Origin of the sequence: Lactobacillus xujianguonis (assembly GCF_004009905.1) — a bacterium.
GTDB lineage: Bacteria > Bacillota > Bacilli > Lactobacillales > Lactobacillaceae > Lactobacillus > Lactobacillus xujianguonis.
This window is the reverse complement of sequence record NZ_ML136875.1, coordinates 66,228-88,569: the sequence shown is the minus strand read 5'-3', so window position 1 is coordinate 88,569 and position 22,342 is coordinate 66,228. Positions and strand designations below refer to the sequence as shown.

Annotated in this window: 20 protein-coding genes, 2 tRNA genes and 1 pseudogene; 4 read left to right on the top strand and 19 right to left on the bottom strand. The window is 34.9% G+C overall.

Annotated elements, in window-relative coordinates; translation table 11 throughout:
- The first annotated feature begins 234 nt into the window (after positions 1 to 234).
- Together EJK17_RS03430 and EJK17_RS03425 are read left to right on the top strand one after the other, a co-directional pair.
- Entirely contained in the window at positions 235 to 1,569 is a 1,335-nt protein-coding gene (locus EJK17_RS03430) for a VapE domain-containing protein (protein ID WP_246011969.1), read from the top strand.
- 525 nt (positions 1,570 to 2,094) lie between these two features.
- Positions 2,095 to 2,286 carry a hypothetical protein gene (locus EJK17_RS03425; protein WP_127796192.1) on the top strand — a complete coding sequence of 64 codons (192 nt, stop codon included), beginning with the start codon at positions 2,095 to 2,097 and terminating at the stop codon, positions 2,284 to 2,286.
- 1,151 nt (positions 2,287 to 3,437) lie between these two features.
- Here EJK17_RS03425 and EJK17_RS03420 read toward each other — a convergent pair.
- From EJK17_RS03420 to EJK17_RS03410, 3 genes are all read right to left on the bottom strand, one after another.
- Entirely contained in the window at positions 3,438 to 3,803 is a 366-nt protein-coding gene (locus tag EJK17_RS03420) for a hypothetical protein (protein ID WP_127796191.1), read from the bottom strand.
- Between the two features lie 331 nt (positions 3,804 to 4,134).
- Positions 4,135 to 4,207 (bottom strand) — tRNA-Gln (locus tag EJK17_RS03415).
- Positions 4,208 to 4,214: 7 nt separating this feature from the next.
- Positions 4,215 to 4,286: transfer RNA gene (locus EJK17_RS03410), tRNA-Glu, on the bottom strand.
- A 95-nt stretch (positions 4,287 to 4,381) separates the two neighbouring features.
- Here EJK17_RS03410 and EJK17_RS03405 point away from each other — a divergent pair.
- Positions 4,382 to 5,404 (top strand): serine hydrolase domain-containing protein, encoded by a 1,023-nt coding sequence (locus EJK17_RS03405; protein WP_103661098.1) that lies wholly within the window; start codon positions 4,382 to 4,384, stop codon positions 5,402 to 5,404.
- A gap of 51 nt (positions 5,405 to 5,455) precedes the next feature.
- Here the strand turns inward: EJK17_RS03405 and EJK17_RS03400 are convergent, their stop codons facing one another.
- From EJK17_RS03400 to EJK17_RS03390, 3 genes are all read right to left on the bottom strand, one after another.
- The gene (locus EJK17_RS03400; RefSeq protein WP_127796203.1) at positions 5,456 to 6,826 is read right to left on the bottom strand and encodes a DHA2 family efflux MFS transporter permease subunit; all 1,371 of its coding nucleotides are present in this window, start codon (positions 6,824 to 6,826) and stop codon (positions 5,456 to 5,458) included.
- A gap of 142 nt (positions 6,827 to 6,968) precedes the next feature.
- On the bottom strand, positions 6,969 to 8,309 hold the full coding sequence (locus EJK17_RS03395; RefSeq protein WP_103661097.1) for a glucose-6-phosphate isomerase: 1,341 nt from the start codon (positions 8,307 to 8,309) through the stop codon (positions 6,969 to 6,971).
- An 85-nt stretch (positions 8,310 to 8,394) separates the two neighbouring features.
- Entirely contained in the window at positions 8,395 to 9,018 is a 624-nt protein-coding gene (locus tag EJK17_RS03390; protein WP_103661096.1) for a VanZ family protein, read from the bottom strand.
- Positions 9,019 to 9,161: 143 nt separating this feature from the next.
- Between EJK17_RS03390 and EJK17_RS03385 the strand changes: the two genes are divergently transcribed.
- Complete coding sequence (locus tag EJK17_RS03385; RefSeq protein WP_103661095.1) at positions 9,162 to 11,342, top strand: LTA synthase family protein; 2,181 nt, start codon at positions 9,162 to 9,164, stop codon at positions 11,340 to 11,342.
- A 36-nt stretch (positions 11,343 to 11,378) separates the two neighbouring features.
- Here EJK17_RS03385 and EJK17_RS03380 read toward each other — a convergent pair whose 3' ends face one another.
- From EJK17_RS03380 to EJK17_RS03325, 13 genes and pseudogenes are all read right to left on the bottom strand, one after another.
- The gene (locus EJK17_RS03380; RefSeq protein WP_103661094.1) at positions 11,379 to 12,830 is read right to left on the bottom strand and encodes a sensor histidine kinase; all 1,452 of its coding nucleotides are present in this window, start codon (positions 12,828 to 12,830) and stop codon (positions 11,379 to 11,381) included.
- Positions 12,827 to 13,561, bottom strand: coding sequence for a response regulator transcription factor (locus tag EJK17_RS03375; RefSeq protein ID WP_103661093.1), 735 nt, complete (start codon positions 13,559 to 13,561; stop codon positions 12,827 to 12,829). Before EJK17_RS03375 ends, EJK17_RS03380 begins: the two co-directional genes overlap by 4 nt.
- Positions 13,562 to 13,563: 2 nt before the next feature.
- Complete coding sequence (locus EJK17_RS03370) at positions 13,564 to 13,953, bottom strand: SdpI family protein (protein WP_103661092.1); 390 nt, start codon at positions 13,951 to 13,953, stop codon at positions 13,564 to 13,566.
- A gap of 27 nt (positions 13,954 to 13,980) precedes the next feature.
- On the bottom strand, positions 13,981 to 14,952 hold the full coding sequence (gene manA, locus EJK17_RS03365; protein WP_103661091.1) for a mannose-6-phosphate isomerase, class I: 972 nt from the start codon (positions 14,950 to 14,952) through the stop codon (positions 13,981 to 13,983).
- A 93-nt stretch (positions 14,953 to 15,045) separates the two neighbouring features.
- Complete coding sequence (locus EJK17_RS03360) at positions 15,046 to 16,209, bottom strand: MalY/PatB family protein (protein ID WP_103661090.1); 1,164 nt, start codon at positions 16,207 to 16,209, stop codon at positions 15,046 to 15,048.
- Positions 16,210 to 16,217: 8 nt separating this feature from the next.
- Positions 16,218 to 17,104, bottom strand: a pseudogene (locus tag EJK17_RS03355) (DUF3737 family protein).
- Between the two features lie 342 nt (positions 17,105 to 17,446).
- Positions 17,447 to 18,274: a Fic family protein gene (locus EJK17_RS03350; protein WP_103661089.1), complete on the bottom strand. Its 828-nt coding sequence runs from the start codon at positions 18,272 to 18,274 to the stop codon at positions 17,447 to 17,449.
- Between the two features lie 276 nt (positions 18,275 to 18,550).
- Positions 18,551 to 20,041, bottom strand: coding sequence for an LBA0864 family S-layer associated protein (locus EJK17_RS03345; RefSeq protein WP_103661088.1), 1,491 nt, complete (start codon positions 20,039 to 20,041; stop codon positions 18,551 to 18,553).
- Positions 20,042 to 20,162: 121 nt separating this feature from the next.
- Positions 20,163 to 20,414, bottom strand: coding sequence for a hypothetical protein (locus EJK17_RS03340; RefSeq protein ID WP_103661087.1), 252 nt, complete (start codon positions 20,412 to 20,414; stop codon positions 20,163 to 20,165).
- A 54-nt stretch (positions 20,415 to 20,468) separates the two neighbouring features.
- A complete protein-coding gene (locus EJK17_RS03335) occupies positions 20,469 to 21,260 on the bottom strand; it encodes a ParA family protein (RefSeq protein ID WP_103661086.1) in 792 nt (263 codons plus the stop codon).
- Positions 21,261 to 21,326: 66 nt separating this feature from the next.
- A complete protein-coding gene (locus EJK17_RS12000) occupies positions 21,327 to 21,452 on the bottom strand; it encodes a hypothetical protein (protein ID WP_255409165.1) in 126 nt (41 codons plus the stop codon).
- Between the two features lie 235 nt (positions 21,453 to 21,687).
- The gene (locus EJK17_RS03330; RefSeq protein ID WP_103661085.1) at positions 21,688 to 21,891 is read right to left on the bottom strand and encodes a hypothetical protein; all 204 of its coding nucleotides are present in this window, start codon (positions 21,889 to 21,891) and stop codon (positions 21,688 to 21,690) included.
- A gap of 210 nt (positions 21,892 to 22,101) precedes the next feature.
- Positions 22,102 to 22,335 (bottom strand): hypothetical protein, encoded by a 234-nt coding sequence (locus EJK17_RS03325; protein WP_103661084.1) that lies wholly within the window; start codon positions 22,333 to 22,335, stop codon positions 22,102 to 22,104.
- Positions 22,336 to 22,342: the final 7 nt, after the last annotated feature.

Below are 22,342 nucleotides of genomic sequence, written 5' to 3'. Positions count from 1 at the left end.
CAAGCCAGTTTAAACAGTTCTAGCAGGCTTTTATTAATGTAATTATACCATGTTAACCCGTGCAGGTGGATTAATCTTAAGTGTTTAACGTTTGGAGGCAAAAACATGAATAAGGAATTAATACAGGAACTAAAGGAGCTAAACAAAAATCTTGAAGCAATCAATAATACATTACAGGAAATTGATGTAGATATTGATTCTATAAGCGGTAGCATTTAGAAAGGTGGCTAGATAATGACCGCAAAAAATAAAGGAAAAAATATGCTAAATATTGGCAAAGAATTAGCAAAAATATCAAAAAGTTTAGACCAAGAAAAAGTTGATAAAGTAAGACAAGATCAAAAGAAAGACGTAAAAAAATATAAATTATTGCGCTCTATTTTTGTTCTTAATTCTAACGGCAATATAAAGAAAGACAGCATTAAAAACGTTGTGGCTATTCTAGATAATGACCCAATATTTAAAGGTGCATTTCAATACAATGAGTTTTCAGAAGAAAATGAAATTACTAAGGAAATATCACAACTTCATATTAAAAAAGGCTCTTTTATTGATAGTTACAACGATGAAATAGCTAATTATATTGAAAATCAATCAGACTATGACCACACTATTTTTAACAAAGCTAGAATCGAAAGTGCTATAAATATAGTTTCTCAACGCCACTCTTTTAACCCTATGGTCGATTATATGGAGAATGCTTTTAAAAATTATGATAAAAAACGTAGATTAGACGGTTTTTTCCCTAAATTTCTAGGCGTAGAAAAATCCGCTGTAACATCTTTAATAACTAGACTGTGGTTTATGGGCGGTGTAGCTAAAGTTTATCATCCCTTAACCAAAATAGATCAATCATTAGATTTAGTAGGTAGTCAAGGTATAGGTAAAACCACATTGCTACAGAATCTAGCACCAATGGGGCTATATACAGATCAATTTAATTCGGTTACTGATAAGGATGATTTAGGCAATTTAATTGGTATGTTTATCGTTAACGATGATGAAATGGCAGCTACAAGTAAAAGCTCATTTGAAGAAATAAAACGTTTTTTAACTGATAACAATTTTAAATATCGTCCGCCCTATGCCAAACATCCAAAGCAATTCGTTAAAAAATTTATCTTTGCTAGAACTACCAATAACAGAACCTATTTAAAAGACAAAACAGGTACAAGGCGCTTTTTACCATTAATGACACATAAAAGCCAACAAAAATTAAATCCTGTTACTGATCTAACACCTGATTACGTCCAACAGATCTGGGGCGAAACTGTATGGCTTTATAAGCAAGCTAAAGATCCCTTTTTACTTTCACCCAAGCAAATAGAGTTGCTAGAAAACCACCGCAAAAACTTTGAATACGTGGATAGTGCAGAAGATGAATTGGCTGACGTTTTATATAATGACTTTCACAATGCTGGTTTCATCCCCACGCATGAATTAATGGATAAGCTTTACAAGTATAAAGATACTAAAATTCGTAATTTAATGGAGAATGTCTTTGATTATGACAGCGGTAAACGTGGATATTACAACGGTAAACGAGTAAGGGGCTTTAAAAAAAGATAATCATGGACACCATAGGACGCTAAAGGACACCATTTTCATTAGAGGTGTCCACCTAATAAACGTTGATATATCAACGTTTTTAGCACTTTATGGGACACTAGGACACCTTTTTATATAAAAAAGTATGTAAAATACTAGTGTGAAACGCTGTGGAACATATATGGCACATACGGGAGAAAGTTTGGAAAGTGGTGTCCCATTGCCCATATAGGTCTAATCCCTTGGGGCTGTAAGATTAAGCCCCGTCCTATAAGGTGTCCCGTGGTGTCCCATTTTTACCAATGTATTTGAATTAAACACCCGCCAAACAGTAAACCACCGCACTACGCCAACAGCGGTGGTTAACATGATATTGATAGTGTGAATATTTGTTACGAGTAGTGCAGGGTATAAGCAATAGTGGAAACACTAAAGAGCTTAAATCAATTTAGAGAACTACTTGAAATTGGTTATAAAATAAACTTTAATTTAGGTGGTAAACATTGTTATTACTGATTATTAATAGGCTAAAAAATGATAAACAAAATGCGGAAAGCTGAAATAAAAGAATATGTAGATGAATTAGTAAAAACCCCTGGTACTGATGCTACTGGCTTAACTGAATTTGAAAAAACATTCAGTGATGAAGAGTGGGATTACTTTATGGATCTACTTTTAGAAAAGCAAAAATTAGTGGCTGCAGATAAATTAACAGTTCCTGAGCCATTGGTTGGCTAAATATTATTAGAGAATCGTTTAACAGCGGTTCTTTTTTATTGCAATAATGTCAAGTTCTAAATAATGCAAAATGACGCAAAATAGCCCCTTTTTAACTTGTTAAGTATGCACTTGATTAATTTGATTGAAAGTATTGATATAACAGCATTTCTTTAATTAATTAGGTTTATGTTTTTTCAGGTTTTGGGGCTTTTATATCGTTTCCTAAAATGACCGTTTTAGGGGCTTTATGATTACTTAGAAAACCTTATATAAATTAAGTCATATCAATGGTTAGGGCGATTTTAATTGAAGACGAAATCGGCAAAAAATTGACAGATAATTCTACATTTGATTAAATGATAGTGCAGTTAATAAAAAAAGGACTGTATACTCGTATTACCGAATTAACGTTTAAGCGGTATGTAATATCGCCGGTCACGAGACCGCCCCTTACATAGGGGCGTTTTTTGTTGGGAGAAATTGTTAAGATAGGGGCTTTTTTACCTCTACCTTAATCAACCAAACCAGATATGGACCCGTTAATAATTAACCTGCTAAAACCTGCATTAATTTAAACCTGTCAAAACCTTACTAAATTTAATTAAGAAAATAAGAAACCATTGATATAACAACATTTATCTAGGTAGTGTGGTTAGCTTAGAAAATAAAAAGCCCTATATTAAACAACTGTTCGAGCTGCACGTACTGAGACAGATTTAATAAATACCCACTGTGGAAAATATTTCAGGTTTTCGGGCTTTAAATGTTGCATTCCAAAACCGCAGAAAAATGCAAATTTACGGGCTTTTTAATCTAGTGTTCAAGCCTTATGTAGTCTGTGGTTAGCTAACTTTTTGTAGTAATAAATATTGCGTTTTATCAATCTAACAAAATCGAACATTATATGGCTTATACAGTTTTATCACCTGATTTAATCAGGTGCATAAAAGTTCAGTTTTCGGGGCTTTTTTTCAGGTCAAGAAAATTCGTTACATCCCTTGTGGTATATAACTTTTAACCCTGTCTATTAAATCGCAAGACTGAACCGTTTTTGCACTATTAAGCATAGTCATACTAAATCACTAATAAAACCGCTGTATGCCCTCTTAAAATCAATCTGACAGCATACTAAAAGCACCAGCAATTAATTCTTACTGGTGCTTATTTTTTTACTCAAATTCTAACAGCGGATAGACCTTATTTTTTATTTGTTCCTGTTTAAATATTTCAGCAAAACTACTTAATGCTTCATTGTGTTTCTTATTCGTTGCATTCTTGCAATACCCTATTTCTCGGATAATATCCTTCATGGTAATGTGGTTAATATGATGCTCTATGATGATTGTTTGGTAGGGATGCCGCGGCGTATTCTCTAGTTTATGGATAGTCAACCATGTTATCGCTAAAACGTTCTTATAATATCCAATTCGGCTCTTGTCGTTTAAATCAATTCGAGTGGCTACTTCACTACCTGACAATAAATATAATCTTGGATAATCTTCTTTAAAGAAATCTCTTATTTGCTGATACTTCATAATTATTAACTCACCTATTCTATAACCATTAATTATGATACAGATAAAAATAAAACCAACGTCTAAACGCTGGTTCATTGGTTATTAACAAAAATATGATACATGTTTATTATATCATGGCTAAACATCTAAGATTAGCCCACCTACACACTAAAATAATTTCAACTAGACCAATTTTAACTAATTTAGGAGTTTAAACTTCATTTGAGAATATGAAGGCAAATATGAAGTTTTTTTGCCCGTTTTTTTCTAATTTCAGAAAATCGCAGAAAGCAAAAATGCCTTAACACTGGGCTTTTAAAGCTTTCAGCATTAAGACATTTTCTCAAAATTGAGATATTGGGGCTCGAACCCAAACATCCAGGAACCAGAATCCTGTGCCTTACCAATTTGGCTATATCTCAGTGTTAATCACCCGTACGAGAATTGAACTCGCAACTCCACCTTGAGAGGGTGGCGTCTTAACCATTTGACCAACGGGCAAACTCAACATTGATAATTATGCTTGTTTAGGCTAGTCTTGTCAAGTGATTTTCTTTATAATGTATTTCGATGGATTCTGTAAGGATGGAGTACTAATGATCGATTATTCAGCAACACAAAATTTAATAGAATCAATGCTTTCTGAAAGGATTGTTCCAGGAGTTAACTATGCTTTTATCAAGGGCAAACAAGTTTTTACTTCGACCGTTGGTTTTGCTAGTTTATATCCAGCAGTCACTCAACTCAGTCCTTTCGCTCAATATGATTTAGCCAGCTTGACCAAAGTTTTGGCCACTGAGAATGTGCTCCTGAAATTATACGATCAAGGCAAACTTAATTTCACTGAGCCTTTGCAAAAATACGTCCCTGAATTTAAAGATTCACGTGTTCGTCTCTTTCATCTATTAACCCATACTAGCGGAATCCGAGGCTGGATCCCTAACCGGGATTTGCTTGATCATGATCAATTATTAGAAGCAATCATCAACTTACCCGTTACTGATGAATTTGAACACAAAATGCGTTATGCGGATACTAACTTTATTTTACTAGGTCAGGTGATTAAAAAGATTTACCATCAACCTGTCCAAGAAGTAGCTATGCATGAAGTTTTTCAGCCAATGAAGCTTGCTAATACTACTTTCCATCCTCAAAAGGATAACTGCGTCCCCACAGCTTTGATGGATGGCGAAGTTTTACAAGGCATCCCCCATGATCCCAAAGCTCGCCAACTGGGTAGTGATTGTGGTTCAGCTGGCCTATTCTCGAGCCTTGATGATTTAATCAAAATAAGTCGTGGTTACCTTGGACTAGAGCGCAATTTATTACCCTATAGTCAAAAAACTGTGAGCTTACTGTTTGATAATAAGAATAGACGTGGACTAAAACCTCGTTCCTGGGGATGGGATTTACGCTTTGATCCGTTAATGTATTATCCAATTATTTTGCATACCGGCTTTACTGGTACGCTAATAATTTTAGACCGGGTAAAACAGAGTGGCCTAATTCTTTTAACTAATCGGGTTCACCCTTCGGGCCACAATTTAATTTTCTTAGCCATGCGGGAAAAGATTATTCAAACTTTTTTAAAAGAGAATTCTAAACAAAAAGACGACTGATGTTCAGCCGTCTTTTTTCTCACAGATTCATTCATCCATTTCTATTATAAGTCAATTCTTAGCTTTACGTCGCTTTTCATAATTAAATAAGCAGAAATAACTCACCAAAATCAGTAAGCCTAAGAAACTGTTAAAAGCAAAAGCCGCCTGACTACCTTCTGCAGTTAACACAGAATAAGAAGCACCCGCTTTGTTTTGCCAAATCGCAATAATTGCCGCCATAATTGTCGTCCCAATTGAACCGGCCAATTGCTGTGCTGTTTGACAAAAAGCTGTGGCATCGGCTCTTAAATGACCTTGTTGATATTTTAAAGTCTCAGCTAAGGTATTGCTAAAGGACATTCGATGCCCTAGCATTAATAGACCATAAAGAACAATAATCATCATCACCGTTAAATTTAAGCCAAAAATGGTAAAGAACAAGCAACTTAAAGTTAACATGATTCCACCCAAAAATAATGGCAACTTGGCACCTACTCGATCATAGATTTGACCAAAAAGCGGATTAAGTAAGCCCGCAATAATACTACCAGGTAACAAGATTAAACCACCAATTAGAGAACTTTGATGGCCCACAATTTGAATATAATTGGGCAAGACAAAGCTAGTACCAATATTGACAAATTGTAATGAAAAATATGCTAGTAATCCACAGATAAAAATTTTTTCTTTAAAGACCTGCAAATCTAACAACTTCCGTAACGATCTTTTAGATTGCCAAATAAATAAAGCTAATAAAACAATAGTGGCAATCAATAACCCCCACAAAAGTGGGTTAGCTAGGCCGTGACTAATTTGGTTAACTCCACAAGTTAACGAAATAAAAGACAAAGCTAATAAAATAAAAACCATCCAGTCAAAACTAGTTTTTTTAACCTCATGATATTGACCAATTACAAAGCTACCTGCCACTAAAACAATTAAGGCTAAAATCGTCACAATAATAAAAATTTGCCGCCAATTTAGATAATAATTTACGGCTCCACCAAAAGCTGGCCCTAGGGTTGGTGCCATGGCAACCACTAGGCCAGCGATCCCCATGTAAAAGCCCCACTTTTCTCGTGGCATAATCTCCGTAATTAAATTAAACATTAAAGGAATACTTAGACCAGCACTCAAAGCTGAGACTAGCCTTCCTAAAAGTAAAACTGGAAAAACTATAGCTAAAGCGCAAATAATACTGCCAACAATAAATCCTAAGCAAGCAGTTAAAAATAATTGTTTAGCAGTAAAGCGCTGGTTTAGATACGAAGAACAAATCATAATAATTGCAATAGTCAGTAAATAGCCGGTGGTCGTCCACTGGATAGTATCCAAACTAACTTTGAATTGTTTCATCATGGTTGGAAAAGTAACATTCAAACTAGTCTCAGTCAAAATTCCAACAAATGACATGAAAGCCGCTGCTAAAACTGCCAACATATTCTTCTTGATTTCTTTTTGCTGCACCCTATTCAAACTCCTTTACAAAAAAAGAGCAGGAGCAATTGCTCCTACCCTTTCTTTAGCTAGTTAAAAAACTAACTATATTAAACGTATACTGTCGTATATACTGAGTAAGCGATTATTTAAGACGGTTTACCAAATCATCATGTAAATCTTCATAACCTGGCTTGTTAAGCAAACCAAACATGTTACGCTTGTAAGCTTCAACACCTGGTTGGTTGAATGGGTTAATACCGTTCAAGTAACCTGAAATACCAATAGCTAATTCAAAGAAGTAGATCAAGTAACCAAGAGTATGAGCAGTTTGGTCTGGGATGTTAACAGTCATAACTGGAACACCACCATCAGTGTGGGCCAAAACAACTCCTTCGTAAGCACGGTCGTTTACGTAGTTCAAGCTCTTACCTTCCAAGAAGTTAAGTTGATCCAAGTTCTTTTCATCGCCTGGGATCTTAACATCGTGACGTGGGTTTTCAACACGGATAACAGTTTCGAATAAGTTACGAAGTCCTTCTTGGATGTATTGACCAAGTGAGTGTAAGTCAGTAGTGAAGTTAGCACTTGATGGCCAAATACCCTTATTGTCCTTACCTTCTGATTCACCCATCAATTGCTTGCACCATTCACCGAACATTCTAAGGTTTGGTTCGTAGTTTTCAACAATTTCGGTAGTGTAACCCTTGCGGTAAAGGATGTTACGAAGAGCTGCGTATTGGTATGGTGAAGGCTTGGAAAGATCAGTGTCTTGGTAATCTGCACGTGCGTCAGCAGCACCCTTCATCAATTCATCAATATCAGCACCTGAAGCAGCAATTGGAAGTAAACCTACAGCTGAAAGAACACTGTAACGACCACCAACACCATCTGGAACTACGAATTCTTCGTAGCCTTCAGCATCAGCTTCAGTCTTCAATGCACCCTTTTGACGGTCAGTAGTTGCATAAATTCTCTTAGCAGCTTCTTCTTTACCGTATTTCTTAATCAACTTGTCTTTGAAGACTCTGAAAGCAACTGAAGGTTCGGTAGTAGTACCAGACTTAGAAATAACATTGATACTAAAGTCCTTGTCACCAACCCATTCAATCAAGTCATAAAGGTATGAACCTGAAAGTGAGTTACCACAGAAGACAACAGTTGGCATATCGTTCTTTTCCTTGCCGTAGAAATTGCTGTTTAAGAATTCAATGGCAGCTTGGGCACCAAGGTATGAACCACCAATTCCGATACAAATCAAAACTTCTGAATCGCTTTGAATCTTCTTAGCAGCCTTCTTGATCCGGGCAAATTCATCCTTATCATAGTTTACTGGTAAGTCCACCCAATCAAGGAAATCACTACCAGCACCGGTACCTTCACGAAGTTCAGTGTTAGCAGCATTTACCATTGCTTGCATTTCGCCAAGTTCATTTTCATGAACAAATGGAGTTAATTTACTACTATCAAAATTAATTAAACTCATAAATCTGCTTCCTAACTAAATAAAATTATTTATTTCACAAGACCTATTTTAGCAATCTTACTTAGTAAATACCAGATGAAAAGCCCTAAAAACTGCGAAATTTTTGCCAAATTTTTTTGCCTAGCCAGTAAAGTAAATACCCTAGCATCATCCCGCATGTGTTAAAAAACACATCATCAATATCACTGACTCCTGTTTCTAAGAAAAACTGTAAACACTCAATGATAATTGAAAAGATCATGCCAATCAACGTGGTCCACCAGAAGGTTTGTTTCTTTGAAAAAACTAACGGAACTAAGATCCCTAAAGGTATAAAACAAAGAACATTGCCAAATAAATTATAAATAAAATCAACTCGGCTTGGAGCATAAATCAGTTTCCAAGTTTCTTTCATAAAAACTAAATTGATTTCACTGAGCGGTCGATCAAAATGAAGATTGATTTGCCAAGGAAAATAAGAGTTTCTAAAAGTAGTAAACATTAAGATCAAAATCGCATAAAATGCTAAGACCCAAACTAAAGCCTCTGAGCTGACACTACGCCGATGCCTTACACACAAGAGCCAAATCAAGCGTAAGATCGCAAAAATTAGAAAATAAAAAATTGTTTTGTCAAAAGCTGTCAACGCTAATTTAACTAAAGCAAAGTGATTAATCTGCATAGCATAGTGCTGTGCCAAAATATCGTATATCGGACCTAAAAAAAGCATCTACTACATTTTCCTTCTAAGTATTCTCATTAAATTATACTCAATTTTGCCTATTACAAAATTTAAGAAATTACTAACTATCACCAAAACATTGTCTAAATGAACACTAACCTTTAAAATTAACATATTAAGGAGGGCGAACCTTGAAAGAAAGTAAATTTAAGTCATTTATTCAAACCCGAATTGGCTTTTTAACTTTATTAGTCGTACTATTTTGGCTCAAGTATTTATTTGTGGCCTACTTTTATTTTAATTTAGGACTTTCAGATCCTTACCAACACATCATTATGTGGACCAGTCCCCTTGGAACAGCTATTTTACTCATCGGTATTGGCTTTTATTTTCCGCGTCCCATTGTTTCTTACGCGATGATGCTAGTCATGGACTTTTTAAATACGGCTTTACTCTTTGCGAATATTCTTTATTATCGCCAATTTTCCGATTTTCTTACTTTTAAGACCATGACTAACGCCCAAAAAGTGGCTCCAGGTTTAGGAAAAAGTGCTGTTGCACTACTTCACCCCACTGATATCTTAGTTTGGCTTGATTTAATTGTCATCATCATCTTATTAATCATTGGCAAAATCAAGATTGACCAAACTTCCTACGGTCTCTCAACACCTTTTGCCATCACTTCTTTTGGTGCTTTTTTATTAGGACTAAATATGTTCATGGCTGAATCTTCTCGCCCACGTTTATTACGTAACACCTTTGATCGTTCTTATGTCGTCAAGTATTTGGGAATTGACACTTATACTGTCTATGATGCAATTAAAAGTACGAAAACAGAGGCGGTTAACAAAAATGCTAATGCCACCGATCTAAATAAAATTCTTTCTTTCACTCAGGATAATTACCGCCAGCCTAACAAAGACCTCTTCGGTAAAGAAAAAGGTAAAAACGTCATCATTATTCACCTTGAAAGTTTCCAGCAATTTTTACTTAATCTCAAAATTAATGGTAAAGAAGTGACACCTTTCCTTAATTCACTTTATAAAAATAAACATACCATTAGCTTTGATAATTTCTACCATCAAGTAGGGCTTGGAAGAACGAGTGATGCCGAAAATATGCTTGAAACCGGTACTTATGGTATTTCCGATGGTTCACTCTTTACTTCTCTTGGCTCTGAAAACACCTTCCAAGGAGCCCCTCAAATTTTACGTCAGGATGGTTACACCTCAGCAGTATTTCACGGTAACGTTGGTACTTTTTGGAATCGGAATGAAGTTTACAAAAATCTCGGCTATAATTACTTCTTCGATCAAAATTATTTCAGTAATGCCCGCACCGATAAAATCGGTTATGGTTTAAAGGATAAGTTATTATTCGCAGAGAGTATCAAATATCTTGAACAAATGCAACAGCCTTTCTATGCCAAATATATTACGGTAACTAACCACATTCCGTTTTCAATGGATGCTGAAGATCTTGATCCTCACTTCAATACCAGCAACACTAGAGATACAACCATTAATAATTATTTCCAAACAGCTCACTATTTAGATGAGGCTGTTCATGAATTCTTTAATTATCTAGATAAGTCTGGTCTAGCTAAAAACACAATGGTGGTTATTTATGGTGACCACTATGGTTTAAGCAATTCAGAAAACGAAACCTTAGCACCATTAATTGGTGAAAGTGCTGATACTTGGAATGCCTTCAATAATGTTCAAATGCAACGGGTGCCATTTATGATTCACGCACCTAACCTTAAAGGACACATCAATCATGAAATTGCTGGTGAAATTGATGTTCTGCCAACGCTATTGCACCTTTTGGGAATTAACAGTAAAGAATATGTCCAATTTGGTGATGACTTATTTGCACCTAGTTATCCAAAATGGGTAGTGTTTAGAAATGGAACGATCGTTAGTGAAAAATACGTCATCGTAGGCAATAAAGGCATCAATGGGACGGTCTATAACCGCAAAAATGGTCGTCAGATCATTAACTTTACACCTCAAGAAAAGAATGGAATCAGTTCTTTAAGTAAAAAAGCCAAACAAGCGCTTCACTATTCTGATTTATTAAATAATCATAATCTCTTGCGTTTCTACACTCCTACTGGTTTTGTTCCAACTGATCCAACTAAGTTCGATTACTTAACCAACTACCAACAAATGCTCGAATTGCGCCGTAAGCTTGGTAAAAATTCTACTTCTCTTTACAGTAAACATGGTAAGAGTACAACTAAGTTATACCGGACAGATGCACCACAATTAGGAAATCGGCAAACTGAAATTACCCAAATTCCAGATAATGTCCGCGAAAACCACTTAACTAATAAAGAAAAGAAAAAGAGCCAACTTAAGGCTAAGTAAAAAGGATTTGGAAATAAAATTTCCAAATCCTTTTTTCTATTTTTCAGTTACAAATTGTTCATAACCTTTATCATAGATCGTAATTGTGAAGTTAGAGCCTTTTCCTTCTTCTGAAGTAACGGTAATTTTTCCTCCATGCTGTTTAATCAATGAAGAAACGATTGCCAAGCCCAAACCTGATTCTCCTGTACCTAGCCGTGCACGTGAAGGATCAGCTTTAAAGAAGCGCTCAAAAATATACTTCCGTTGCTCAGCACTCATTCCAATCCCATTATCAATCACTGAAATTTGCGCTGCGTGTTCAAGCCGCTTCCCAGTAACTAAAATTTTACCATCGCGCGTAAATTGAATGGCATTTTGAATTAAATTAACCATAATCTGAGTAAAACGATCTTGATCAGCATAAATTGGAATTTCATCAGTGACTTGTAGTTCTAGTTGATCATTAGCTTTTGCAGCATTTTGTTGCAGCTGCGCAGTTACATCTTTTAGAACCTTTGCAGCATCAAATTTAGTTTTATACAAAATAATCTGATTATTGCGAATCTTTTCATAATCAAGATTTTCATTTACCAACCGAATCAAACGCTTAGTTTCACGACTCATTAATGCAATCGATTTTGGCTTAGACTCTTCCGGAATAGCGTCATATTCTAAGCCTTCAAGGATCCCATTAATGGTCGTCAATGGTGTTCTCATTTCGTGCGCCGCATCAGCCATGAACTGATCCCGACGTTTTTCTTGAGCTTCAATTTCTTCATTTGATTTTTTGAGCTTGCGCACCATATAGTTAAAGTTACTTGCTAAATGATCAATTTCATCACTATTTTTATGCGGAATCTGGACATCGAAATCACCTGCCGCAACCTTTTCCGTCGCCTTAGAAAGCCGCTTGATCTTGCTAGTTGAATAGTAAGCTAATAAGAAACTCAAAATAATCCCAACAATAATTGTCACAATTAAGGCATTGATCAAGTTACGCTTGGCCATCATAATTGGCTTTTCGACATTACGCACCGTTGAACCAATCCAAATGATACCAACCAAGTTACCTGGCCCATGATTCCATGGCACTAATACTCCAGTATACGCTGACTTGGTTTGCCCAATATAGCGCTCAACATTATTATTACGAATCTGAATTTCTTTGCCTGCTTTTAGGGTTCGAAAGACTTTCGCCGGTAACCTCATCGGCACATTTGTTTTAGGATAAATCTGCTGGTTTTGAGCATTAAAAATGCGAAAATTAACGTCGTCCCCCTGCAAGACAAAACGTAACTTATTTAAAAAGTCATCACTTAATAGCGACTTACCATTATTTTCACTAGTTGCTAAATCACCAATCGTCGTCGCATAACTTTCCATGCGTTGGAAATTTTGAGAGTAAGTCTGATTCTTAATATAATCTATTTCCGCGTAGCCAATAATTGAAACTGTCGTGACAATAATGAGCAGAAAGCTCAACATATGTTGATAAATTAGTTTCATGCTTTAACCTGCGAATCATCAAACTTATATCCGACGCCCCAGACGGTTTGAATAACTTGAAAGCCGAATTTTTCTAATTTTTGACGCAACTTTTTAATATGCGCATCAACCGTCCTTTCTTCACCGTAGTATTCATAGCCCCAAACAAGCTCCAGTAATTGTTCTCGTGAAAAGACTTGCTTGGGTTTTTGAGCCATGGTAAATAAGAGATCAAACTCTTTTGGTGTTAAGGTTGTAACTTCCTTACCATCAAAGATTACTTCACGCCGGGCTTTAGAAATCTTCAAATGTTTTGTTTCAATATCAAAGTCGTGCTCATTCTTAGTTTTTGCGGCTGGTTGATTATTTGTTTCTTCCATCATGATTCGGCGGTGTAAGGCTTTAATTCTTGCAATTAACGCGATTGGACTAAAGGGCTTAGTCACATAATCATCGGCCCCTACGCCTAAGCCTAGCACCTGATCAGTCTCACTACCTCTTGCCGTCAACATAATAATTGGCACAGTAGGAGAAATTTGTCTGACCTCTTTAGCAACTTGAATGCCATCTTTTTTAGGCAGATTTAAATCTAAGGTGATCAAATCGTACTTACTAGCATTCTTTTTAAACATGTCGACAGCTTCGACACCATCGACTGCAACATCTTGCGTCCAACCTTCTTTTTCAAAAAACATGCCCATCATTTCGGCAACTGAATTGTCATCTTCGACCATTAAAATATTTAATGCCATAATTAATCCTTAAATCCCTTTGTTCTAGTATGCTTAACTTTATCGGGTTCGACATAATCATGAGGCAATTCACCGCGCCCACGGAGAAATTTTTGTAAACTTTTTTCAGTCCAAATAATTGAAAACAAGATAAAGAAATAAAAAGTTAATAGCCAAACAAGAAAATAGCGATCCCATTGCAAAAAATGAATTAATAAGCCCAATAATACCTGTATTAGTCCAAATAGCATAAAGTATAAGCTTGCCCGCTTTTGTGCAAATTTGAAACTCGCCTGATTAACTCGCGCCAAAAATGAGAAATACCCATATAAAGGATTAGGCTTTCTCGCTGGGATAACGAGCCAAAATAGACCTACTACTATCATTAAACTACCACATGCAACATAAATCACTATTTTTCGCTTCCTCTTTTTGAGAATTTATGCGTCTGCTTCACCCGGAGCTGACATTACGATTCTCATTTTACCAGTGAAAGTGAAATTCTTCATCTCATTTGGAATAATTAAATTGATCCCTAGCTTTAAATCATATGCTTGATCGCCAACTTTTAATTTACCTTCACCCTTGATTACTGAAACAAGTAGGTATGGATGATTCTTTAGTCCCGTCTTCCAAGTACCATCAAGATCGATCTGCCACAAATAGAAGTGTGGTGAAATTGGCGGCTCAACTAAGGTCTTAATCTCGGCATCTTGCTGTTGTTCAGTATGAACATTCAGCTTAGGATCAACATGTGGCACGGTCGTCACATCAATTGACTTTTGCGTATGAAGTTCCCGCTTCTTACCTGTCTTTTGATCAACACGGTCATAATCATATAATCTGTAAGTCACGTCACTTGATTGCTGAGTTTCGATTACCAAGCTACCTTTAGTTAAAGCATGAATTGTGCCAGCTGGAACATAGAAGAAGTCACCAGCTTTAATTGGGACTTTGCGCAATAACTTATCCCACTCACCCTTGTGAATCATATCAGCTAATTCTTCACGACTTTTGGCATGATGACCATAAATTAAGTAAGCACCAGGATCAGCTTGCATGACATACCAACTTTCAGTCTTACCAGAATCATGTTCGACTTTTCTTGCATAATCATCATCTGGATGCACTTGCACTGAAAGATTGTCGTTGGCATCTAGGAATTTTACTAGCAATGGAAATTCCTTAGCTTTGGGATTACCAAACATTACGGGATGTTCATGATAAACATCCCGTAATGACTTTCCCTTCAATGAACCAGCGTTTACTGTGGAAGCATCATCTTTATAACCAGAAATAATCCAAGCTTCACCGACTTTTCCTGCAGGAATATCATAATGAAAAATTGTATCTAATTTACGTCCACCCCAAATTTTGGGTCTGAAATATGGTGTTAAAAAAATTGGTTCCATCTAAAATCACCTCACGTAAAGTATATACTTTCCGAGTGACTAAATGAAACCCTTTTCTTAACCTTATGTAAAACTTTAACAGCGTATGTAAAGCTAGTTATTATACTTATTAATTCCTGTAGCTAACCGTTGCATTCCGTCCTTCACCATTTTTAACGGACACGCTAAATTAATTCTGATGAAGTTACGACCATTACCACGATAAATATTTCCCGCAGAGACAATTAAGCCAGTTTCTTTTCGAATAAAATCAGCTAACAGTTCAGAATCAGCTGCTACTTGCGCCGTATCCAGCCACAACAAATAAGTAGCAGTTCCTTTAATTACTTGAATAGCGGGAAGATTTTTTTGAATAAAATCACTAGCGTAAGCAAAATTCTCTCGCAACTGCTGCTTTAATTCTTGCAGCCAGGCATGTCCATGTTCATAAGCTGCAATTGTGGCTGGAATAGCTAGCAGATTTGGTTCCGCCACTTCGTCACTGTTGAGCCCACGATTAACCATATTACGTAAATTTTCATTGGGCACAATGGCTGTCGCAGCATGCAAAGCTGCTACATTAAAGGTTTTGCTTGGTGACACTAAAGAAATAATTTGTTTTTGACTAGCATCTTTAACTGCAAAAGCTGGCGTATAGTCTTGCCCTTCTCTAACTAAATCGCCATGAATTTCATCTGACAGTAAAACTACGTGATGCTTAGCACACAAATCTGCAATCCGTTGCACTTCATCCCTAGTCCAGACTTTACCAATCGGATTATGGGGATTACAAAAAATCATCAAAGTAGTCAGCGGATCTGCCATTTTTTGTTCCAAATCAGCCCAGTCAATATGGTATTCTTCACCATCAAAAACTAGATCACTTGACAAAACATGGCGACCATTGTTCAAAATTGAATTATAAAAAATATTATAAACTGGCTCTTGAACCAGTACATTATCACCTATATGAGAAACTCGACGCACAATTGATGAAATAGCTGGAACTACTCCAGTAGTAAAAATCATCCACTCTAACTCTGGACGCTGATGATGCTCACTTTCATACCAATCAGCAACTGCCTTGAAATAATCAGCTTGTGGCCATTCATAACCAAAAGCCCCTAGAGCAATTTTTTGCTGCATAGCAGTAACGATTTCTGGTGCGGTTTTAAAATCCATATCAGCAATCCACATTGGCAGTTCACCTGGTTGCACATCCCATTTCACTGAATCAGTTTGAGAACGATCCGGTGCATTTTCAAAATCATATTTCATACATATCACTAGTCCTTAGCTGTTTGATTGGTATCTGATTGCGTTAATTTTTTGCCAATTTTCTGGCAATTAATTTTGGTTTTGGCAGGATCAATTTTATTTGCATCCATGATTAAAGTTCCAATTGCTGGTGCCGTAATCGTACCTGAAATTGGATTCTTAACACTATCAATCTTAGTAGTGATTTCAGCATCCACATTTGAAACGTATTCAAAGGCCAAATCAGTATGTATTAATTTACTATTTTTGATAACAAGTTGATCAATATAATTTAATCCTTGATCACTTTCAATTGTACAATTAATCAATTTTAGATTCTTGGTATTCCATGCTAAGTATTCACCATCAATAGTCGAATCATAAATCGTCACATTTTCACAATTCCAAAAGGCATCTTTGGAAACGAAAGTTGAGTTATGAACTTCAATGTTTTTACCACCATCAAAGACATAATTACCTACTACACTCACGTGATCTAAATAAATATTTTCTGAATCTTTTCCGAAATAATCCCCATTGATCTGACTATTAGTAATTCGAATATCTTTACAAGTCCACATTGTTTCTTCTGCATCAGCAAAATGAACATGATCGAGTTTAATATCTTCAGCTCTTCTAAATAATTTAGGTGCTTGCAAAGCAGAATGATTAATTTCAATATGCTTGGTATACCAAATTCCACTACGAGACATAGTTTCAAAAGTAGTATTATCGACTTTTACATTTTCGTCATACCACAAAGGATATTTCCACTTAAAGATTGCGTCACTTAATTCAATATTTTAGCTTCTTTTAAAGGTGATTCTCCTTGACCGAAAGTTACGCCACTTAATTTGGCATCAGTTAACCCATATAAAATTCTTTCACCTTCAAAGTATTGATTTGTAATTTCCATTGCTTCCCCTTTTACTCGTTTGATCTTAGTTACTAAAAATATTATATGGGACTCATTTAAGAATGTTTAATACTTATTTTATTTAGCTTTTTATAATTAATTGTTATAGTTACTAAAATAAAAAAGCCTGTAGGATCAATACCTACAGGCTTTTCTCTATGGAGATGAGGAGAGATCACTGTGATTTTTGTTGATTTTAGATATCCCTAAATAGCGAAAATACGCCATTTTAATGTTGGTTGTTTTTGGTTAATTTTGAAGTTGGATACCTTTTTGGATGCTTTTTTAACAAAAAACAAACTATAAATAAAAACTCACCTTTAAGGGCACTAAAAAGCTTGATTATTCTAGATCCATACCATTATTATTCAAATATCTTTCTTCTGCCTGTTTTCGTCTTATCTTCTTGATTTCATTGGCAGAAAATGTTTCTTTATCCATTTCTTCTATTTGTCTCTTATAAAACTTTTCTTGTTGTATATCTTTAGTTAAATATGTGGAATAGCGTTTTTGTTCTTCACTCATAACCCTTTTAGCATATTTCATTAATCCAACAACATTTTGGTCGGCTAAATTTTGCATATAAAGTGTGCGATCAGATTTTTTAATTACTAGAAAAGGCATTTCATGTTTAGCTAATTCAAAATTGATAATTTCCCGTCCTGTGCGACCATTACCATCATCAAAAGGATGGAGACGTTCAAACTGAATATGCGTATCAAGTAAAGTTTCTAAAATCTCATCATTATTTTTAGCATGATCTAACCGATAGTTAGTGTTATCAATCCATTCTTGAACTAAACTATGAGTTAAAGCACGAGGAGCGGTTTTTACATCTGTCCCTTGAATATAATTATCGTTAGTTTTAAATTTACCAGCACTAGCTATTGTGTTTTTGGTTAAATCAAACTGTAGCTTAAACAAATTATCCATATTTAATGGCTCATTATTATTAGCTAAATAGATCAAATCATTAAAAGCATCTTTTTGATTGTCAGCGGCATAAATATCCCTAAGACTATAATTACCAATACCAGTAGTGGTTATAGTACTATTAAGAATGACCGCTCTAGTTTCTCCTAATGTAAGAGTATTTCCTTCAATAGCATTTGAATTATAAGCAAATCTAACCATTACGTCATTCAAATATTCTTGCGGATACTTTAACATAATTTATCCCTTCTTTTTAATTTAATAGGTATTTATTATACCTATTAATTAGCCATAACGTTGATATTTTAGTAATTACATTATAACATCTTGCATAATAGCTTGCCCAGTGATAGTGTACTTAAAAGCCGTCTTAGTAGCCGTGATACTGAGACGGTTATTTAAGTCTTTCAGAAAATATCTGTTTTTCTCATAACACTTATTTCAATTAAAAAGGCACTCACCGAATAAACTTTTTCGATGAGTGCCTTATATCATTAAGTAAAGATTTTGCTTTTAAATTCTGCCTTTTGTTAATTCTGCTCTTTGAGCAAATTGAACGAATAAGTTAGAACCATTGCCAGACATACCTTCAATTTCCCTGCGAGTGTTAAAATGGTAGCGCTGCTTTGCCTTACCGCTTTCGTTTACACGGAAAATGTAGTCGTTAAATCCAATGAAGAAGTCCCCACCAGCATAAGCAAAGCCTTGTACTGGTGAATTGGTAATAAATCTGCCTTGAGTAGCTCCTACTTCTTCAGCTCTCCATTCATCGCCATTTCTAGTTAATTTCCAATATTCATAACTATTGTGTCCGCCATTGTGGAACAAGGCATACATCGTATTATCGCCAACAAACGTTGCGTTATGAATATAGCGGTTACTTGCAATTCTAAAAGTCCAAATCTTCTTAATCTTCATATCACTCTTACTAATTTGGAAAATTTCTTCAGATTTTGGACCATTATTATAATTATTATCATTAGCCATGACATAAATTGAAGAACTTGTTGAACCTAGTGATTGACCATGACCTAATTTAATATACGGACTAACTTTGATGTTCTGAGCATATGACTTAAAGCTATTCCAACTCATAGTTGTTAAGTTTTGTGCAGCAGTCTTACTTTTAATTGCGCTTAAATTATAAGAAACAAGGTGACCAAATTGACTACTGCTACTAGTAAACATCGAAGTCACAAAATCATTGCCATTAACAGTAATACCTTCTGGAATTACCCCAACTTGTCCCATTTGATCGCCAGCTTGTCCATAACCAAGACTAACAAATCTAGGTTGGAAAAGTCTAGTTTTTAAAGTCAAGCCATTTCCCTTAAAGGTATTGCCTGAAGTTTCCGAGCGGTAACCATGTGCCCGATTCCAATTTCTTGAAGAACCCTTAGAACCACCCGTCCAAGTGCTAGTACTCTTAAAACCTGCTTCTGGGGTTTTAGATGCGGCAACATCTTGACTGTTATAAATTTTAATATTAGCACTAGCCTTAGCTTTACCATAACTATATTCAACTGTTGTAGCTGTATTTACATAAGCTTTAGAAACATGTACTTGGCTTGGGTTAACAGCTGTACCTTGACTATCAGTTACATAATTAACCGCATCTCTGGTTGGAAATGAGTAATTTGAATTATTAACTAGAGAGATTTCTGGAGCTACGGAAATCTGGTTACGGGCAAAGAAGTTTTGATTTACCCAACCAACATGGCGCCCATCAACATAAATGTCCCAGAAGTTACCCTTCTTAGTTGAAACATAACGCTTGGATTGAATTTGACCATGCTTAAAGTATTTGGTAGAAGTAAACTTACCTGATGCACCATTACTAGATACCTTGTGGTAAATGGCATAATTACCATTACCTGCAATCTTGGTTACTGCCTTGCTAAAACTCTTAGCATCAGCTTTATTACTAGTAGTACTAATTAATACACCACCCATTAACAAAGCAGCAGTAGCCATCACAACTTTGAAACTATTTTTCCTTTGCATACTTTTTCTCCCAATTTTATTTTTAAAAATATTTTTGTTTACCTCGTCAGTACTTTTATATCAACGACTTTACTTTTATAGTTTACCACTTAAACAATCTATTAAATTTATCTTTTACTATTTATAGTTTATCTTGTAACAACATGTCATTTAAAAAACTTGAAGACGAATTATATCCATGACTTTTTGCCACTTCTGTTAACTTAGCTCTTGCACTTGGCGTTAGGCTTAAAGTATATGCTCTTCTTTTTTCTCGCTGAATGTAATTGCTTGCTTCACTAGTTGGGACTTCTCTACTAATATTTTCGCTATTATTAGATGATTCCTTCAATGCAGCTGCAAACCTTTTGCCTTGATTTGGATTAAAACTCATTTCAAAATTTCCTTCCTTACTTCATACATAATTTATACTTAGTTCTTAAATACCTTATACATTACTTGTAATGTGACTAAAAATATCATTTAATTCGTTAAAAAATTTACCATACTTATACTGCATTTTTTTATCTGCCATCATGGAACTGATTGATAATTTATCTAAAGTAGAACGATTGAATAGTTCACGATTAGGTATTTTAACAATTACACTTGCATCTTTCTGAAGTACGTCAAGTAATTCACGAGAAGAACGAGTATTATTTTTTATCATATTTCCAACAAATAACAATTTAGCATCCACTAATGATTGTCTAGTACGATAGTCAATTGTTTCTTGCTTAAGCTCCCTGAATCGCTCCTCCAAATTAAACTTAGCACTATACCCATGTTCGCTTGGAGTAATTGGACTAAGAATGTCATCACTAATAATAACTGCGTTTTTTGTAGCAATTGAAAAGTCAGGATGGCAATCAATAATTATGTAATCATATTGATCTAATTTCTTAGAGTCATAATTGTCGGCTAACCACATGTATAACAACATGTTTTTATCAACTTTAGTTTGAATATTGGCTTCAATACTATCTAAGTGCATATCTCCAGCAATAAGATCAATATTTTTCTTGATATGATGTATTTGGACACCTTCTTTTTTCAAGAAAATGTTCGCTACAGTATATTTGTTATCATAAATTTGATATATTTGGGTCAAGTTAGATTGATGATCCAAATCGATAAATAACACCTTGGAATTTTGATTAGCTAACCACTCTCCATAGTTATAAGCTAATGTAGTCTTACCAACTCCGCCTTTAATTGCTGCAAATGTAATAATTTTCATTTGTTTACCTCACATATCCTTTATTTTTACTCTCTACTTATACTTAATACATACTTTGCTTAAGCCTTATACAGGCAAAGCAGTAAAATAGCCAATTGAAATTAAGTACAAGCAAAGAATGCCTACTATTACTTGTGCAACTAGCCCCCAAGTAAACAATCTCTTGTCAAATTTTGATGAATTGTTCTTCATATTTATTTCCTCCGTAGCTTTAACATATACATTATTTATAAGTTATTTATAAGTTATTTATATTATATATCATGTGTACGATATTTCAAGAGATAAAAACAAAAAATTCAAATTTATAATCAAGATTTTTGTTATCAATAATAAAAAGCCAGCTTACTTTGCTGACTTCTTATTATTTTCTTCTTGTTTATTCGCTGCAATATCATCATTTTTATCTGACTTTTTGGGTAATTTTTTATCTTGATTGTCCAAATTTAATCAAGCCTCGTTTCATATCATTACCTATTTTTTGCCAATCATCATTAGTAAATCCACCATAACTTTTTGCTTCATGAATCTGTGGCTTAATTTTGGGAGCACGTATTGATTTTAACAATTCATTAGGAATTTCAGCTATATTAGTCACTATTCTTACTGAAGAACTAATAAATTTTTGCATATGAATACACTCCTTTTTTATTTTTTGTTTCACAATCTTTCCTATATCATATTAAATCACATAGAATCATATAAAATCAACTATGATTAATAAATTAGCCGTGAAACAATTGTAAAAAGCCTAGCAAAAACTACTAGACTTTAATGAGTCAAAATCAACTTTAAGCAACCGACGATTTAACATATACATTATTTTGAAGTGAAGCGAGGCTTAACTTAAATTGTCATCATAATATTTTTTAAATTCATCTATATTAAATGCTTCTTGAGTCGTTTGTATAATGCAATTGACAGCCTGTTCTTTACTGTAATTGGGAGAATATGCCATTAAAGATATAGCTCTAACCTTAATGGAATGTTCCATCCATTTTTTATTTTTAGGTGAAGCCTTATATCCGCCCAGTTTTAAAAGACTAGCTACAGCACTTTCATACTTATTCTCCATGATTTCC